The organism is Streptomyces sp. NPDC048389 (assembly GCF_040706335.1).
In the GTDB taxonomy this organism is placed as follows: Bacteria; Actinomycetota; Actinomycetes; order Streptomycetales; family Streptomycetaceae; genus Streptomyces.
On sequence record NZ_JBEZKP010000001.1, the window covers coordinates 272,006 to 288,810 of the forward strand.

The 16,805-nt window shown below is 71.5% G+C and carries 14 protein-coding genes; 8 read left to right on the top strand and 6 right to left on the bottom strand.

The window, feature by feature from the left end:
• Positions 1 to 146: 146 nt before the first annotated feature.
• From pdhA to AB0903_RS01290, 7 genes are all read left to right on the top strand, one after another.
• A complete protein-coding gene (gene pdhA, locus AB0903_RS01260; protein WP_366697893.1) occupies positions 147 to 1,289 on the top strand; it encodes a pyruvate dehydrogenase (acetyl-transferring) E1 component subunit alpha in 1,143 nt (380 codons plus the stop codon).
• On the top strand, positions 1,286 to 2,290 hold the full coding sequence (locus tag AB0903_RS01265; RefSeq protein WP_366697711.1) for an alpha-ketoacid dehydrogenase subunit beta: 1,005 nt from the start codon (positions 1,286 to 1,288) through the stop codon (positions 2,288 to 2,290). Before pdhA ends, AB0903_RS01265 begins: the two co-directional genes overlap by 4 nt.
• Positions 2,290 to 3,777 carry a dihydrolipoamide acetyltransferase family protein gene (locus AB0903_RS01270; RefSeq protein ID WP_366697713.1) on the top strand — a complete coding sequence of 496 codons (1,488 nt, stop codon included), beginning with the start codon at positions 2,290 to 2,292 and terminating at the stop codon, positions 3,775 to 3,777. Before AB0903_RS01265 ends, AB0903_RS01270 begins: the two co-directional genes overlap by 1 nt.
• 252 nt (positions 3,778 to 4,029) lie before the next feature.
• The gene (locus AB0903_RS01275; protein WP_366697715.1) at positions 4,030 to 4,956 is read left to right on the top strand and encodes an NTP transferase domain-containing protein; all 927 of its coding nucleotides are present in this window, start codon (positions 4,030 to 4,032) and stop codon (positions 4,954 to 4,956) included.
• On the top strand, positions 4,953 to 6,386 hold the full coding sequence (locus AB0903_RS01280; RefSeq protein ID WP_366697717.1) for a molybdopterin molybdotransferase MoeA: 1,434 nt from the start codon (positions 4,953 to 4,955) through the stop codon (positions 6,384 to 6,386). Before AB0903_RS01275 ends, AB0903_RS01280 begins: the two co-directional genes overlap by 4 nt.
• Positions 6,387 to 6,406: 20 nt before the next feature.
• Positions 6,407 to 7,462 (top strand): potassium channel family protein, encoded by a 1,056-nt coding sequence (locus AB0903_RS01285; protein WP_366697895.1) that lies wholly within the window; start codon positions 6,407 to 6,409, stop codon positions 7,460 to 7,462.
• Between the two features lie 10 nt (positions 7,463 to 7,472).
• Positions 7,473 to 8,462: an NAD(P)H-quinone oxidoreductase gene (locus tag AB0903_RS01290; protein WP_366697719.1), complete on the top strand. Its 990-nt coding sequence runs from the start codon at positions 7,473 to 7,475 to the stop codon at positions 8,460 to 8,462.
• Positions 8,463 to 8,703: 241 nt separating this feature from the next.
• Here AB0903_RS01290 and AB0903_RS01295 read toward each other — a convergent pair whose 3' ends face one another.
• The 5 genes from AB0903_RS01295 to AB0903_RS01315 all read right to left on the bottom strand — a co-directional run bounded on the left by AB0903_RS01295 (position 8,704) and on the right by AB0903_RS01315 (position 14,312).
• Positions 8,704 to 9,246, bottom strand: coding sequence for a bacterial proteasome activator family protein (locus AB0903_RS01295; RefSeq protein WP_366697897.1), 543 nt, complete (start codon positions 9,244 to 9,246; stop codon positions 8,704 to 8,706).
• A 287-nt stretch (positions 9,247 to 9,533) separates the two neighbouring features.
• Positions 9,534 to 12,398: an ABC transporter permease gene (locus AB0903_RS01300; protein WP_366697721.1), complete on the bottom strand. Its 2,865-nt coding sequence runs from the start codon at positions 12,396 to 12,398 to the stop codon at positions 9,534 to 9,536.
• Positions 12,395 to 13,156, bottom strand: coding sequence for an ABC transporter ATP-binding protein (locus tag AB0903_RS01305; protein ID WP_366697723.1), 762 nt, complete (start codon positions 13,154 to 13,156; stop codon positions 12,395 to 12,397). The genes AB0903_RS01300 and AB0903_RS01305 overlap by 4 nt, the downstream gene beginning before the upstream one ends.
• Positions 13,157 to 13,349: 193 nt before the next feature.
• On the bottom strand, positions 13,350 to 13,994 hold the full coding sequence (locus tag AB0903_RS01310; RefSeq protein ID WP_366697725.1) for a PadR family transcriptional regulator: 645 nt from the start codon (positions 13,992 to 13,994) through the stop codon (positions 13,350 to 13,352).
• An 84-nt stretch (positions 13,995 to 14,078) separates the two neighbouring features.
• On the bottom strand, positions 14,079 to 14,312 hold the full coding sequence (locus AB0903_RS01315) for a hypothetical protein (protein ID WP_366697727.1): 234 nt from the start codon (positions 14,310 to 14,312) through the stop codon (positions 14,079 to 14,081).
• Here AB0903_RS01315 and AB0903_RS01320 point away from each other — a divergent pair.
• Complete coding sequence (locus tag AB0903_RS01320; protein WP_366697729.1) at positions 14,305 to 14,673, top strand: hypothetical protein; 369 nt, start codon at positions 14,305 to 14,307, stop codon at positions 14,671 to 14,673. The genes AB0903_RS01315 and AB0903_RS01320 overlap by 8 nt on opposite strands.
• Before the next feature lie 176 nt (positions 14,674 to 14,849).
• Here AB0903_RS01320 and AB0903_RS01325 read toward each other — a convergent pair whose 3' ends face one another.
• Positions 14,850 to 16,487, bottom strand: coding sequence for a protein kinase (locus AB0903_RS01325; RefSeq protein ID WP_366697731.1), 1,638 nt, complete (start codon positions 16,485 to 16,487; stop codon positions 14,850 to 14,852).
• Positions 16,488 to 16,805: the final 318 nt, after the last annotated feature.

Sequence of the window (16,805 nt, forward strand, 5' to 3'; positions counted from 1 at the left end):
CTGTAGCCAAAATGCGTCCTCGACCGAACAATCGGTAGGTGAGGGGCGCCACACCCGCGCCTCCTCGATCCGTTTCCTCATCACCGCTTCTTCATCGCATTCGTCGTCGCTCCCACGAGGAGGTGCTCGCGTTGAGAAAGAGCAGCATGACGGTCCAGGAGCTGCCCGGTTCCGCTGCCGCCGCCTACCGGCCCACCCCGCCCCCCGCGTGGCAGCCGCGCACCGATCCCGCGCCGCTGCTCCCCGACCCGGAGCCGTACCGTGTGCTCGGCACCGAGGCCGCTGCCTCGGCAGATCCCGAGCTGCTGCTCAGGCTCTACGCGGAGCTGGTGCGCGGCCGGCGGTACAACGCGCAGGCCACCGCCCTCACCAAGCAGGGCCGGCTCGCGGTCTACCCGTCGAGCACCGGTCAGGAGGCGTGCGAGGTGGGCGCCGCCCTGGCCCTCGAGGAGCGGGACTGGCTCTTCCCGAGCTACCGCGACACCCTCGCGGCCGTGGCACGCGGCCTGGACCCCGTCCAGGCGCTGACCCTGCTGCGCGGCGACTGGCACACCGGTTACGACCCGCACGAGCACCGTGTCGCACCGCTGTGCACCCCGCTGGCCACACAGCTGCCCCACGCCGTGGGTCTGGCGCACGCCGCCCGCCTCAAGGGCGACGACGTCGTGGCGCTGGCCATGATCGGCGACGGCGGCACGAGCGAGGGCGACTTCCACGAGGCACTGAACTTCGCCGCCGTGTGGAACGCACCGGTGGTCTTCCTCGTGCAGAACAACGGCTTCGCGATCTCCGTCCCGCTGGCCAAGCAGACTGCCGCGCCGTCCCTGGCCCACAAGGCCGTCGGATACGGCATGCCCGGCCGACTCGTCGACGGCAATGACGCGGTCGCGGTCCACGAGGTCCTCGGCGAAGCCGTCACCCGGGCCCGCCGCGGCGGCGGCCCCACCCTGATCGAGGCCGTCACCTACCGCATGGACGCCCATACGAACGCGGACGACGCCACCCGCTACCGCGCGGACAGCGAGGTCGAGACCTGGCGCGCGCACGACCCGATCCAGTTGCTGGAACGGGAGCTGACGCAGCGGGGCCTGCTCGACGACGAGGCCAGGCAGGCCGCCACCCGGGCGGCGGAGGCGATGGCGGCGGATCTGCGCGAGCGGATGAACGCCGACCCCGTCCTCGACCCCATGGATCTGTTCGAGCATGTGTACGCCCGGCAGACCGCGCAGCTGCGTGAGCAGGCGGCGCAGCTGCGGGCCGAGCTGGACGCTGAGGAAGAGGCGCGATGACCACGGCCGCGGTGAAGCCCGCAACCATGGCCCAGGCCCTGCAGCGCGCGATGCGCGACGCCATGGCCGAGGACCCGACCGTCCATGTCATGGGCGAGGACGTCGGCACACTCGGCGGCGTCTTCCGGGTCACGGACGGGCTCGCGAAGGAGTTCGGCGAGGACCGCTGCACGGACACCCCGCTTGCTGAGGCGGGCATCCTCGGCACGGCCGTCGGCATGGCGATGTACGGTCTGCGGCCGGTCGTGGAGATGCAGTTCGACGCCTTCGCCTATCCGGCGTTCGAGCAGCTGATCAGCCACGTCGCCCGTATGCGCAACCGCACCAAGGGCGGCATGGCCATGCCGATCACCGTGCGCGTGCCCTACGGCGGCGGGATCGGCGGGGTCGAGCACCACAGCGACTCCTCAGAGGCGTACTACATGGCGACGCCTGGGCTGCACGTCGTCACCCCTGCCACGGTCGAGGACGCGTACGGCCTGCTCAGAGCCGCCATCGCCTCCGACGACCCGGTCGTCTTCCTCGAGCCCAAGCGGCTGTACTGGTCCAAGTCCCAGTGGTCTCCCGAGGCACCCGCCGCGGTGGAGCCGATCGGCCGGGCCGTGGTGCGCCGCTCCGGCCGCAGCGCCACCCTCATCACCTACGGCCCTTCCGTGCCGGTGTGCATGGAGGCGGCACAGGCTGCCGAGGCGGAGGGCTGGGATCTGGAGGTCGTCGATCTGCGCTCCCTGGTGCCGTTCGACGACGAGACGGTCTGCGCGTCGGTCCGGCGCACCGGGCGCGCGGTCGTCGTGCACGAATCCACCGGTTTCGGCGGACCCGGAGGGGAGATCGCCTCGCGAGTGACCGAGCGCTGCTTCCACCACCTGGAGGCTCCGGTGCTCCGGGTCGCCGGTTTCGACATCCCGTACCCGCCGCCGATGCTCGAGCGGCATCATCTGCCGGGAGTGGACCGTGTACTGGACGCGGTGGCGCGACTGCAGTGGGAGGCGGAGGGCTGATGGCGCAGGTGCTGGAATTCAAGCTTCCCGATCTCGGCGAAGGGCTGACCGAGGCCGAGATCGTCCGCTGGCTGGTCTCCGTCGGTGACGTGGTCGCGATCGACCAGCCCGTCGTCGAGGTCGAGACGGCCAAGGCCATGGTGGAGGTCCCCTGCCCCTATGGCGGCGTGGTGACCGCCCGCTTCGGCGAGGAGGGTACGGAACTGCCCGTCGGCGCACCGCTCATCACGGTCGCGGTCGGGGCGGTGGAGGCGACCGGGTCGGACGCGTCCGCCTCCGGCGGCGGCGCGGCGTCCGGCAAGCCGGAGGCTGCCGCCTCGTCCGGCGCGCCCGCGTCCTCCGACGGCTCCGCCGAGTCGTCGGGCAACGTCCTGGTCGGGTACGGAACCGGAGCGCCCGCGGCGCGGCGCCGTCGCATCCGCCCGACGCCGACCACGCCAATGACCACAGCCACGCCCTCGACTGCGCCAGCTGCGCCGACGCACACCTCCGGCAGGGGCCGGTCCTCGGCAGCCTCGACCGCTCCGGTCACCGCCGTGAACGGCACTGGCACCGCTGCACCGGGCAGCGCGCGCGAAGCCTCGACCGATGTGCAGGACGGCCCCGTGGCCGTCATCTCACCGCTCGTCCGCAAGCTCGCGCGTGAGCACGGAGTGGATCTGAGAGCGCTGACCGGCTCTGGCCCCGACGGCCTGATCCTCCGGGCCGACGTCGAACGAGCCCTGCGCGCTCCCGAGACGCCGATCGCCGCGGCGCCCGCCACACCGGCCGCCGCACCCGTCGTGGCGGCTACCACCCAGGCCGAGCGCGTCCCGCTGCGCGGGGTGCGCGGAGCGGTGGCCGACAAGTTGTCCCGCAGTCGCCGCGAGATCCCGGACGCCACCTGCTGGGTCGACGCCGACGCGACCGAACTGATGTCCGCGAGGGCGGCGATGAACGCCGCGGGCGGGCCGAAGATCTCGCTGCTCGCGCTGCTCGCCCGCATCTGCACGGCCGCGCTCGACCGTTTCCCGGAGCTCAACTCCACGGTGGACATGGAAGCCCGCGAGATCGTGCGGCTTCCGGGAGTGCATCTCGGGTTCGCGGCCCAGACCGACCGCGGACTGGTCGTTCCCGTCGTGAAGGATGCCCACAGGCGCTCGGCGGAGTCGCTGACCGCGGACTTCGCCAGGCTCACGGAGGCGGCCCGCGAAGGGGCCCTCACCCCGGCGGACCTGACGGGCGGCACCTTCACGCTCAACAACTACGGCGTGTTCGGCGTCGACGGCTCCACGCCGATCATCAACCACCCCGAGGCCGCGATGCTCGGCGTCGGCCGGATCGTTCCCAAGCCGTGGGTGCACCAGGGCGAGCTGGCCGTCCGGCAGGTCGTCCAGCTCTCGCTCACCTTCGACCACCGCGTGTGCGACGGCGGCACCGCAGGAGGCTTCCTGCGGTACGTGGCCGACTGCGTGGAGCACCCTTCGGTACTGCTCCGCACCCTGTAGGGAGCAGGGAGCAGGGAGCAGGGAGCAGGGAGCCGGCGGAGGACGCGAGACCGAGAGGGCGCGCAAGGCCGCGGAAGGCGACCAGACGGCCGGCACAAGGAACCAGAAGGCCGGGTTGAAAGAAGTAGAAGGCCGCCACAGAGGAAGCACGAGGCCGACGCAAGGACAGCAGAAGGCGAACAAAGAGGCAGAAGCGGCAGAGAGATCGAACCGGGGCTCCCCGCTCCGACGGTCGCGGACCATACTTCAGGCATGACCGCGACTACGGCGTACGACGCCATCGTCCTTGCCGGAGGAGCCGCGAAGCGGCTGGGCGGCGCCGACAAACCGGCGGTGAGCGTGGGCGGGCGGCCTCTGCTCGACCGTGTGCTGGCCGCCTGCCGGGGCGCGGGGCGCACCGTGGTCGTCGGCGGGCGCCGGCCCACCGCGCGCCCCGTCGTGTGGGCTCATGAGGAGCCCTCGGGCGGCGGTCCCCTGGCCGCCCTCGACGCGGGAGTGCGGCCTACGGAGGCAGACGCCCTCGTCGTACTGTCGGCCGATCTCCCCTTCCTGAGTGAGAGGACGGTGCGGCAGCTGGTCGACGCCCTCGCCGAGCGGGACAGCGAGGCCGTCCTTCTGACCGATGCCGACGGCCGTGACCAGCCTCTCGTCGCCGCCTACCGTGCCGAGCCGCTCCGACGTGAACTTGGTCTCCTCGCGGTCGAATACGGCAGCCTTTCCGGGCTGCCGCTGCGTCTACTGACCGGGGAACTGGACCTGGCCCGGATCGAGACCGACCCCCTCGCCTCCTTCGACTGCGACACCTGGGGGGACGTCTCCACAGCCCGGGCCCGCATCAGGGAGCATGGGAACGTGCTGGACGAATGGATCACCGCAGTCAAGGACGAACTCGGTGTCGAGCTGGACGTGGACACACATGTCCTGCTCGACCTCGCCCGCGACGCCGCGCACGGCGTCGCCCGACCCGCCGCACCGCTCACCACCTTCCTGGTCGGTTACGCGGCGGCCACGGCAGAGGGCGGCCCCGAAGCTGTCGCGGAGGCCGCCCGCAAGGCGGCGGCCCTGGCCGGGCGCTGGGCGGACGAGGCCGCGGAGGCACAGGGAGAGGCAGGGACGGCGGAACCGCCCGGCCGCCCGGCCGACGCACCGGGCACGAGCGGTGGGGACGCCGCGGGATGACCGGTCACGACCGTGAGGCCGCGGCAGCGCCCGGCGGCGAGCGGGCACAGCGGGGACAGCGGGCACAGCGGGCGCCTGCCGGAGGGACCCCGCCTGACGGGGGCGATCTGGACGGCGTCGACGAAGCGCTCGCCCTGGTCGGCCCGAGGCCCCCTGGCGTTCCGGCCTCGAACGCTCCCGTCGGGGGTTCTGCCCCGCGTCGGCACGAAGCCGCTCCCTGGCCCGAGGCCCGGGCACTGGCCGCCCGTACCGGACTCACCGCACCGCCGCGTACCCGCCGCGTACCTCTGGAAGAAGCCGTCGGGCAGGTGCTCGCCGAGCCGCTCACCGCGCTGTGCGACCTCCCCTCGTTCGATACCTCGGCCATGGACGGCTGGGCCGTCGCGGGCCCCGGCCCGTGGACCGTGGAGGGCGGAGGACCGATCCTCGCCGGACATGGCGGGGGCGGGCCTCTGCCTGACGGCACGGCGGTTCGGATCGCCACCGGCGCGCGTGTGCCGCCGGAGACCACCGCCGTGATCCGCAGCGAACACGCCCGTGTCGACACCGCCGGGCGCCAGCTCCGTGCCGACCGCGAGGTGGTCCCGGGCCAGGACATCCGCCCGCGCGGCCAGGAGTGCCGCTCGGGTGACCAGCTGCTGCCTGCCTCGGCCCTGGTAACCCCCGCGGTGCTCGGCCTCGCCGCCGCCGCCGGATACGACGAACTGGTCACCTTCGTCCGCCCGCGGGTGGACGTCCTGGTGCTGGGCGACGAGCTGCTCACCTCCTCGCTTCCCCGTGACGGACTCATCCGTGACGCCCTCGGCCCGATGATCGGGCCCTGGTTGAGGGCGCTCGGAGCAGAGGTGCGGGCCACACTCCGCCTCGGGGACGATGCAGAAGCGCTCCACCGGGCGATCACCACCTCCGAGGCGGATCTCGTGGTCACCACGGGCGGTACGGCGGCCGGTCCCGTCGACCATGTCCACCCGGTCCTGCGGAAGGCGGGCGCGGAGCTGCTGGTCGATCAGGTCGCCGTAAGGCCGGGACATCCGATGCTGCTGGCCCGACTGGGCGCCGGACGGTATCTGGTGGGGCTGCCGGGCAATCCTCTCGCCGCCGTCTCCGGGCTCCTGACACTGGCCGAGCCCTTGCTGCGCGGTCTCGCAGGGCGGCCTGCCCCGGCCCCGTACCGGGCGCCGGTACGCGAAGAGGTGCACGGGCACCCCCACGACACCAGGCTCGTTCCCTTCGTGCACCGCGACGGAGAGCTGGTTCCGTTGCATTACAACGGACCGGCGATGTTGCGCGGGACGGCGGCGGCCGACGGGCTCGCGATCGTGCCTCCGGGCGGTGCCCGGCCAGGTGACGAACTGGAGGTTCTCGACCTCCCCTGGGCGACCTGGTCGCCTTGGACGCCCTCCGACGAGCCAGGAGGGTGTTTCACGTGAAACTTCCCGGTCACGACGCCATGGCCCGGCATGCGGACGAACATCTCGTCACCGGCCGTGTGAAGCTTCCTCGCCGGATCGTCGAGCAACCATTGCGCCAAGTGAGCAAGCGACTGCTCATGGCGCTGATGGTGCTCGGCGTCACCGTGATGATCGTCTACACGGACAGGGCGGGCTACAGTGACAATTCGGACGGGTCCGTCGACTTTCTCGACGCCGTCTACTACGCGACCGTCACCCTCTCCACCACCGGCTACGGCGACATCGTGCCGGCCAGCGACGGCGCGCGGCTCATCAACGTGCTACTGATCACGCCCCTGCGCGTGCTCTTCCTGATCATCCTGGTCGGCACCACTCTCGAGGTCCTCACGGAACGCACCCGGGAGGAGTGGCGGCTGAACCGCTGGAGGTCCAACTTGCGCGACCACACCGTCATCATCGGCTTCGGCACGAAGGGGCGATCGGCGATGAAGACTCTGTGTGCCACAGGACTGCGGAAGGACCAGATCGTCATCGTCGACCCGAGCTCCAAGGTGATCGACACGGCCAACGCGGAGGGGTTCACCGGAGTCGTCGGCGACGCGACCCGCAGCGACGTCCTGCTCCGGGCAGAACTGCAGAAGGCCCGTCAGATCGTCATCGCACCCCAACGTGACGACACGGCGGTGCTGGTGACACTCACGGCCCGCCAGCTCAACCGCGGGGCGAAGATCGTCGCCGCCGTCCGTGAGGAGGAGAACGCTCCGCTGCTGCGCCAGTCCGGTGCCGACGCGGTGATCACCAGCTCCGGCGCGGCCGGCCGGCTGCTCGGCCTGTCCGTGCTCAGCCCCAGCGCGGGCACGGTCATGGAGGACCTGATCCAGCAGGGCAGCGGCCTGGACATGATCGAACGACCGGTGATAAAGGCGGAGGTGGGCCGCAGCGTCCGGGAGACGGAGGACCTCGTGGTGTCCGTCCTGCGTGGCCACCGGCTGCTGGGCTACGACGACCCGGCCGCCAGTCCGTTGCAGCTCACTGACCGGCTGATCACCATCGTGCGCGCGGAAAGCGGCCCTGCCGCCAAGGGCTCGGAGTAGCCTCGCCGCCATGCATGCGATCACGATTCCCGAGCCCGGTGGTCCAGAGGCGCTGGTCTGGGCCGAGGTGCCCGATCCGGTACCCGGCGAGGGCGAAGTCCTCGTCGATGTCGTCGCGAGCGCGGTGAACCGCGCCGATCTCCTCCAGCGCCAGGGATTCTACGACCCCCCGCCCGGCTCGTCCCCCTATCCCGGCCTCGAGTGTTCGGGACGGATCTCGGCGCTGGGTCCCGGCGTCTCCGGCTGGGCCGTCGGCGACGAGGTCTGCGCGCTTCTGGCGGGCGGCGGTTACGCGGAGAAGGTCGCCGTCCCCGCAGGCCAGTTGCTGCCCGTACCCGAGGGGCTCGATCTGACGACGGCCGCCGCGCTGCCCGAGGTGACGGCGACGGTGTGGTCGAACGTGTTCATGATCGCCCACCTGCGTCCGGGCGAGACCCTGCTGATCCACGGTGGCGCGAGTGGCATCGGCACCATGGCCGTCCAGCTGGCGAAGGCCGTGGGAGCCCGGGTGGCCGTGACCGCGGGCGGGCCCGGCAAGCTGGCGCGCTGTGCCGAGCTGGGCGCGGACATCCTGATCGACTACCGGGAGCAGGACTTCGTCGAGGAGATCGAGAAGGCCACCGGTGGCGCCGGTGCGGACGTGATCCTCGACATCGTCGGTGCCAAGTACCTGGACCGTAATGTGCAGGCGCTCGCGGTCAACGGCCGCCTCGCCGTCATCGGTCTCCAGGGCGGGGTGAAGGGGGAGTTGAACCTGGGCGCGTTGCTGCGCAAGCGGGCGGCCGTCACTGCCACCTCGCTGCGGGGCCGCCCGCTCGGTGAGAAGACCGCGATTGTGGCCGCTGTACGCGAGCACGTCTGGCCGTTGATCGGCGCAGGCCGGGTGCGCGCGGTTGTCGACCGTACGGTTCCCCTCGCCGACGCGGCGGAGGGCCATCGCGCGCTGGAGTCGGGCACACATGTCGGCAAGGTCGTGCTGACCGCCCCCGACAAGGGCTGAACCCGCCCCCGGAGTCCGCCTGAACGGGCGAACGCCGTGCGACGTATGCAAGCCGCGTATGTGAGCGTGCGACGTATGCGGGGGTCGGCGGCGTATGCGAGCCGGTTGAATGCACGTGGGCGGTTGAACCGGGGAGTGCCGGTCGACCGGATGCGGGACGGGCGGCGTATGCGGGCCGGTTGAACGGCTGAGGGCCCGGCCACCACCGAAGGTGGGCCGGGCCCTCAAGCGTGCCGTGCGTCTACAGGTACGGCCCGGAACGGATCGGGCCGTGCTGACTGCCCTCTTCCTCGTCGTGCGCCACACCGGGCGGCAGAGCCCGCCGCATCTGCTCCAACTGCGCCCGCGCGGCCATCTGCTGGGCGAACAGTGCCGTCTGGATCCCGTGGAAGAGCCCCTCGAGCCAGCCGACCAACTGCGCCTGCGCGATCCGCAGTTCCGCCTCGGACGGGATGGCGTCGTCGGTGAAGGGGAGGGAGAGGCGCTCCAGTTCCTCGACGAGCTCGGGCGCGAGTCCGTCCTCCAGCTCCTTGACCGAGCCGGCGTGGATCTCCTTGAGCCGTACGCGGCTCGCCTCGTCGAGAGGAGCCGCCCTGACCTCCTCCAGCAGCTGCTTGATCATGCTGCCGATGCGCATGACCTTCGCCGGCTGTTCGACCATTTCCGTCACCGGGACCTCGCGCGACTCGTCGTCACCTTGACCGCCGCTGAGGGCCATTCCGTCCTGTCCCACGACGAGGACGTGGGGGCTCTCCTGCGACCGTTCATTCCTCGGCATCTCCATGCCGTCCATTCTCTCGTACATGCGCGTCACCACACGGTGTGCCCCCGTAGGAGGGTGATCCACCCTCCTACGGGGGCACAAAACCGCTGGACATCGACCTGCCGGGCGATGTTTGACCGCCGGATCGCCGACTTCCGCCGGCTACGGCGGCACTTCACGCGCCGTTACCTTCCACCGCATGCGGTCACCGTCCGCGGAACGCTGATCAGGGCCCGCGACGTCGATGTCACGCCAGGCCACCCGGAGGTGACCCCACCTCCCGGCTCATGCCGCCCCGTCACCCCGGCTCATGTCGCCTCGCGCCGGGCGAGGGCCCCACGGGAGCGGGTGACCAGGGCCGCGAGCAGTGCGGCGCCCACCGGGACGGCCACGAGCAGGGCGGCCAGCGTCGACCAGGGGACGACGATCGGCACGTACGGCACCGGCCCCGTGCCGCCCCAGCCCTCGTCGAGAGCCTTCTCGTACCAGTCGATCTGCTGACGCTTCTCCGTGAGCCGCAGTCCGACCGCCGGCAGCACGCCGGCCGCCGAGCCGAGGACCACCCCCATCGCGGCCACCACCCCGCACTGGAAGCCACTGAGGGTCCTGCGGACCCTCGGCGGGGCGCCGACCGCGGCCAGCGTCTTGAGGTCGGCCTCCGCGTCCGCCTGGGCGAGTCCGGTGGCGATTCCCGCGGCTCCGATGGTGATCAGCCCGGCGAAGACGGTCAGCGCCAGCAGAATGATGCTGTTCTCGCTGGTGTACCCCTCCTCGACGTGCACCTCGACATCCGTGCCCGTCTTGTCCAGCTCGCCGTCGAGCCGCTGACGCTGCTCGGTGCTCGGCATCGTGTCGGTCGTGTAGTACGCACCGAGCGGCACCGTGGTCAGGCCCGCCGCCTCGGCCGCGGAGGGCGAGAGCAGCATGGGCAGGCCGTACGACTTCGCCGTGTCCGGCATCTGGTGAGCGGTGAAACTCTTGACCTCGCCGGGGATCTTCTCGCCCTTCTCGAAGGCCCGGTCCGCGGCGTCCGGGTCGGTGACGATCCGGATGTCGACCTTGCCCCGGGCGTTGACGTTGCGCTTGTCGAAGGACACCAGCCCGCCCGAGGCGAGGGCCTTCTCGGCGGCCGGGTCGTCGATGCCGAGGACCTTGAGCAGCTTCGCGTCGCCGATCATCAGGCCGCCGTCCGCGTGGACACCGCCGCTCATACCCTCCTGGCACCGCCAGTCCTCGGCCAGCTCGCGCCGTTCGGCCTTGGTGAACTTCGCCGACGGGTCCTCGTCCGGTTTGGCGGGGTCCCAGGCCCACAGTGGGCACTCGTTCGCCTTGGGCACCACGACGTCGTAGCGGCCGCAGCCGTCTTTGCTGTCGTAGCGCGAGCAGCTCGCCCTGCCGACGACGACCCGGTCGACGTCCGCCCGTACGTCCACGGGCAGCAGCTTCTGCACGGTGTCGCGTACCGCGGGCACGTCCCGGCCGCCGCCCTCGTGGATCACCATGGACACGGCGCCGTGGGGCAGCTGCGCCGTGTACTCGGCCTTGTCCTGGGCGTCGTTGCTCGCGGCGTAGGTGGCGACGGCCACCGTGCCCGCGACAGCGGCGAGCACCGCGGCCACTGCGGGAGCCGTGCGTCCCCGGTTGCGGACGGCGTCGCGCAGTGCGAGCCGCGGGGAGAGCGGCAGGACGCGTCCGATCCGGCCGAACAGGCCCACCAGAGCGGGAGTCAGTGCGACCACGCCCAGCTCGGCGAGGGCGCTGCCGCCCGCGACGACGGCGAACTGGTCCGTCATCGTCGATCCGTAGAGCGCGATCGCCGCGCCGAGGGTCACCGCGATCAGGCCGATGACCGGCAGTACCCGGCTGCTGCGGCGCACCCCGCGACGGCCGGTGAGGGAGGCGAGGACGGTCTGCCGGGACGAGGTGATGGCCGGCACGATCGCGGCCAGGAGACCGGTGAGCACCGCGAGCAGGGCGATGCCGAACAGTTCCAGCGGCCGTACGTCGAAGTGACCGAAGCGCTTGCCCATGTACCCCTCGAGCACGGGCTGCAGCAGATAGGTGAGGACCAGGCCGAGGACCGTGCCCACCACCGCGGCGGCGACACCGATCACCAGACCGCCGCCGAGGACGATGGCCCTGATGTGCTGCCGGTCGCCGCCGTTGGCGCCGACCAGTCCGAGCTGGCGGCGCGAGCGACGGGCACCGACCGCGAAGGCGGGGCCGGCGAGCAGACAGATCTCCAGCATCGCGAGGCCGACGACGGTGCCGACCGCGGCGAGCGCGGCCGCCTTGGCGGCTGTGCTCTCCTCGTAGTTGCCCCACCCCTCTTCCTGGAAGAGCGGCACCTCCGAGTCGGCCGGCGGGTCGAGCGCCACGGCCCTCGAATCGACCGTCACGCCCTTGGTGTTGATGTCCTTGACGACGTTCCACGTGAAACCACCGGGAACCGTCGCCAGGATCGTCTTCGAGGAAGAGGTGTCGGAGAATCCGCCCGCCTGCAGCGCCTTGTCGAGCGGCGCGAGCATCGAGCCCGGCAGGGCGTTGATCTGGTCCGTGTCCAGCGCGTCCGGAAGCTCGTACGAGCCGACGATGCGGTACTCACGGTCGAAGCCGCGCGCGGTGACCGCCGAGCCCACCTTCAGGCCACTGCTCTCGAGGAAGTGGGTCGTCGCGGCCACCTCGCCGGCCTTCTGCGGCAGCCGACCGCCGACGACGTCCAGGATGCCCTTGGCCATCGGGTCGGTGGCCTTCAGCTCACGGATCTCGGTGTGCAGCAGACCGTGCCTGGTACGGAGCTTCGCGGAACCGGTCGTGTCCGTCAGTGTCCTGGCGCCCGCCGGCAGGGTCTTCGCGACGTCCGTCTTCCCTTCCGGCCATGGCTCGTCGGAGAGGTCGCCGACCGGGCTGTAGTTGCGGCCGTCCGGCGACTGCATGAGCGGCGCGCCGCCCAGACCGGGGTCGGAGAGCCTGCCGTCGGCGGCGCCGAGGGTACGTTCGAGGCTCTGCTCGGTGGAGAGTTCGGCACTGCGCACGGTGAGGTCCGCGGCGCTCACTCCGAGGATGGGCAGGGCGATCATGGACAGGACGAGGAAGCTGCGTCCCTTGGAGCGCCAGGCGTCGCGACGCGCGATCCGGATCGCGGCACGCCAGGAGTGGTACCAGGTCTTCACAGTTCGGCCGCCTGGCCGGAGAGCAGCGAGTCGGCCTGGCTGCGGACGGTCTGGTCGACGACCGCGCCGTCGCGCAGGAACACCACGCGATCGGCCCAGGCGGCGAAGCGCGGCTCGTGCGTCACGAGGATGCCCGCGGCGCCGGCGTCGCAGCGCGACCGCAGCAGGGCGAGGACGGACTCGCCGGTCTCGGAGTCCAGGGCACCGGTCGGCTCGTCGGCGAGGACGAGACGGCGGTCGCCCACCAGGGCGCGGGCGATGGCGACCCGCTGCTGCTGGCCACCGGACATCTCGTCGGGGAAGCGGTCGGAGAGGTGGCCGAGGTCCATCTCCTCGAGGGCGGCGACGGCTTCGCCGCGGGCCTTGCGGGCGGAGACACCGTCGAGCTCTCGCGGGAGGGCGACGTTCTCCGCCGCGGTCAGAGCGGGGATGAGGTTGTAGTCCTGGAAGACGTAGCCGATGCTGCGTCGGCGCAGCGCGGCGAGCGTTTTGCGGTCGGCGGTCGTTATGTCGGTGTTCTCGACGATCACCCGCCCGGAGGTCGGGGTGTCGAGGCCGCCCGCGATGGTGAGCAACGTGGACTTGCCGGAGCCGGACGGGCCCATGACGGCGACGAGTTCGCCGGGGAAGACGTCGAGGTCGATGCCGCGCAGGGCGTGCACCTCCGTGGCACCGCTGCCGTGCACACGGGTGAGTTGCTGGAGTTTCAGAACGGGTGGTTGTGACGACTGAGGCTGGTGTGAAACCTGTTCGGACACGGGTGGGTCCCCCTTGGACGGACGCGTACACACGAGCGGGTGTACGGAGAGCTGAGTGGTCGGCCGGGCGGGCCGATGCGGATCGGTGAGTCGCCCGCCGGCCCGGCCGGTACGTGCGGGCGGTGAGTGCGGTGGAGCCTGCCGGGACGGCTCCAGGGGTGTGGGTCCGGTCGGCGCGACCAGGGCCGCGGGTCTAGTCGGCGCGCGTGGGACGCCGGCCTGCGGCGGACGCAGGCGCCTGGACGGCCGGGGCGGGAGGCATGGCAGGCCCGGCCCCACGCCCGGCCGCGCCTGCGGTCGAGAGCCTGATGAGCCGGACCTCGCAGTGGTCGAGCCAGCGGGCCTCCGCCTCGGTCTGGAAGATCAGCTGTTCCAGCACGAGCAGCCAGGCGACGTCGTCCCGCTCCCGCGAGCCACCGCTCTCGATGGCGGCGAGAGCCTGGGCCTTGAGGCGCGTGTAGTCCTGCATCGCGTTCACGGTGTGGTGGCGCTGGGACTGGATGACGGCGCGGATGTCCACCCCCGGGGCGCCGACCGCCATCGCGAGCTTGATGGCCAGTTCGTCACGGGGTGGGCTGCTGCGGTCGACCGGGGTCTCGAACCAGCTGCGGAGCTCGGAGCGGCCCGCGTCGGTGATGACGTAGAGCGCGTGTCCCGCCTCGTCCTCGCCGCTCTGCTCGACCATGCCGTCGCGTTCGAGGCGATTGAGGGTCGTGTAGACCTGGCCCACGTTCAGGGGCCAGGTGGCGCCTGTGCGGGATTCGAACTCCGAGCGGAGCTGGGACCCGTAGCGGGGGCCGTGTTCGAGCAGGGCGAGGAGCCCGTGGCGAATGGACATACTCAGTATGTATACCGAGTATGCCGGGGCCGGCAACCGTCGTTGGAGGGAGGCCGGTCGTCCGCCTTGAGATGGACGTGGCGCTCAGCGGCGCCGCAGCCGCACGCCGAGAAAGCCGATGCCGAGGCCCATCAGAGCCATCCCGACACCCAGCGACAGCGGCGAGATCTCCTGGCCGACGGGCACGGGCGCCCCTGGTGGTGCCTGGTGGCGGGCGGCGGCGGCCTCGCTCCGGTGCGGCGTCGGCGTCGGCGCCACCCAGGCGTCGGCGGGCGCCTCCGACTCCGATGGCCCGTCCTCCTGAGGGAGGGTGTCCACGGAAGGCTCTCGGGTGCGGGTCGGCGGCTCCCCCTCGGCCGGCCCGGGCGGCGAAGCAGGCCGCGGGGACTTCGACGGCGTGGAGCTCGCCCCCGGCGATGTCGCCGCGGCCGGTGTACGCGAAGGTGTCGCCGGCGAAGTGGTGCTCGCACTCGGTGAGGGCGTCACCTGGCGGCCGGGACGCGGGCGTCCCTCACCGGCCTGGCGTCCCGCGAGCGAGGCCGAGACCGTCGGCTTCGGGGACTTCTCCGGGGCAGGGGCCTCGGGCTCCTCGGCGTGGGCGACCGGTGCGGCCGCCAGCAGCAGAAGCGAGGCGGCGGTGATCGCGCTTCGCGTGTGCAGTCCTGGAGTCACCGGATGACCCCTCCCCGTGCCGAGGTGTCGCTGCCGACATATCGGACTCAGGGTCACATGGCGGGGTGTCTCCGGCATCCCGGACGGTCGGCCGGGAAGCCGGGCACAGCACGAAGGCCCGGCACGCGGGGCGTGGACCGGGCCGTTCGCGGCGAGCGACGCCGTCGAGGGGCTCAGGCGCGGCTACTCCGGATAGCCGTTGGAGACCTCGATGGTGAAGTTGGCGTTCTCCGGATCGACCTCTGAGCCGGCGAGCGGGAACTGCGAGATCACGATGCCGTCGCCCCACTGGGCGTTCGGCGTCTCCTTCTCGTTGATCTTCCAGCCGGCGGCCTGGATGCAGGCTTTGACGGAGAGGATGTCCTTGTAGGCGAAGTTCGGCGCGTCGACCTTCGACGGGTCGTTGTAACTCTCGCGCGCGTCCGAGCACTCGGTGGTCTTCATGGTCCGCTCGCGCTCCGGCCCCTTGTAGCCCGCCTTCTCCGACTCGCTCGCCGTCGGGTCGGCGCCGGCCTCCGTGCCCGGGTCGTCCTTCCCGTTCAGCGCGATCGCCGTGATCAGGCCGCCGATGGCCAGCACCGCCACCGCGATCGCGGCCACGATCACCGGCATGTTCCGCTTACCCCCGCCGTTGCCGCCCGCGGGCGGCTGCTGGGGCGAGATCGTGTACGGCGGTGCGGAGGCGCCCGCCGGAGCCGGCGACTGGTACGCCGGGGCCGGCGTCGGGTAGCCGTAGTGCGGCACGGGCGCGGGCGCCGGGGCCGGCGTGGGCGGCCCGTACGGGCCGGGCTGGTACGGCGTCTGGAGGCCGCTCTGCGGTGCCGCGCCGGACTGGTCGAGCGGCGGGAAGACGGCGGATCCGACCCCGGCGCCGCTGTTCGCCGGTGCTCCGGTGATGATCACCGGAGCACCCGTCTGCCCGGCGCCCGCGACCCGCGCGCACTCGTCGCGCATGGCTTCCGCGCTCGGAAACCGCTCGTTCGGGTTCTTCTTCAGCGCCCGCGCCACCAGTGCGTCCATCGCAGGGGTGACGGATCGGTTGATGCTCGACGGAGCGACCGGCTCCTCCTGCACGTGCGCGTACGCGATCGCCAGCGGCGAGTCCGCGTCGAACGGCAGCCGTCCGGTCAGCAGCTGGAAGAGCATGATGCCGACCGAGTAGAGGTCGGAGCGGGCGTCCACGCCGCGTCCCAGCGCCTGCTCGGGCGACAGGTACTGCGGAGTGCCGACGACCATGCCGGTCTGCGTCATCGAGGTGACGCCCGACTGCATGGCGCGGGCGATGCCGAAGTCCATCACCTTGACGACGCCACGCTTGGTGATCATCACGTTGCCGGGCTTGATGTCGCGGTGGACCAGGCCCATCTCGTGGCTGGTCTCCAGCGCGGCCAGCACGTCGGCGGTGACCTTGAGCGCCTTGTCGGCGGGCATCGCGCCGTACTGCCGGATGTCCGCCGCCAGCACGGAGCCCAGCGGCTGGCCCTCCACGTACTCCATGACGATGTACGGCATCACGCCGCCGTCGCCCGCGGCGGAGCCGCTGTAGGTGACAGCGTCCTCACCCGTGTCGAAGACGGACACGATATTGGTGTGGGAGAGCTTGGCCACGGCCTGCGCCTCGCGCCGGAACCGCTCACGGAAGGACTGCTCGCGCCCCAACTCCGTATGGAGGGTCTTGATGGCGACCTGGCGGTCGAGAGCCGAGTCGTAAGCCAGATAGACGGAGGCCATTCCGCCTTCGCCGAGCAGATCGCGAAGCTGATACCGGCCGCCCGCCACGGACCCACCCGCATAGCGGCCCTGCGCGCCGTCCTGGCTCATGACTGTGCATCCCCCTCGGCGCGGTGGCCCGACGGACCGGTCCGCGATGGTTCCCTGCTGCTTGGTGATCCTTGTCTCGAGGCACCGAGAAATCTGGACCGTGATCCCGTATTACGGGGCAAGTCTGCCGCAGGGGTCCGACACGTCAAGCCGGTAGCCCGTTCCGTGACCGTACGCACAACAAGCGTCTCGGAAGCGTTACAGGAACCGGATGGAATTTGCGCCGCTCCCCGCGAAGAAGGTTTGATGGCCGGTCTCTCTCGGATCCCGGCCTGCCGCGCCAAGGCTGTAGCGTGACGTGGCACAGCACCACGAGCA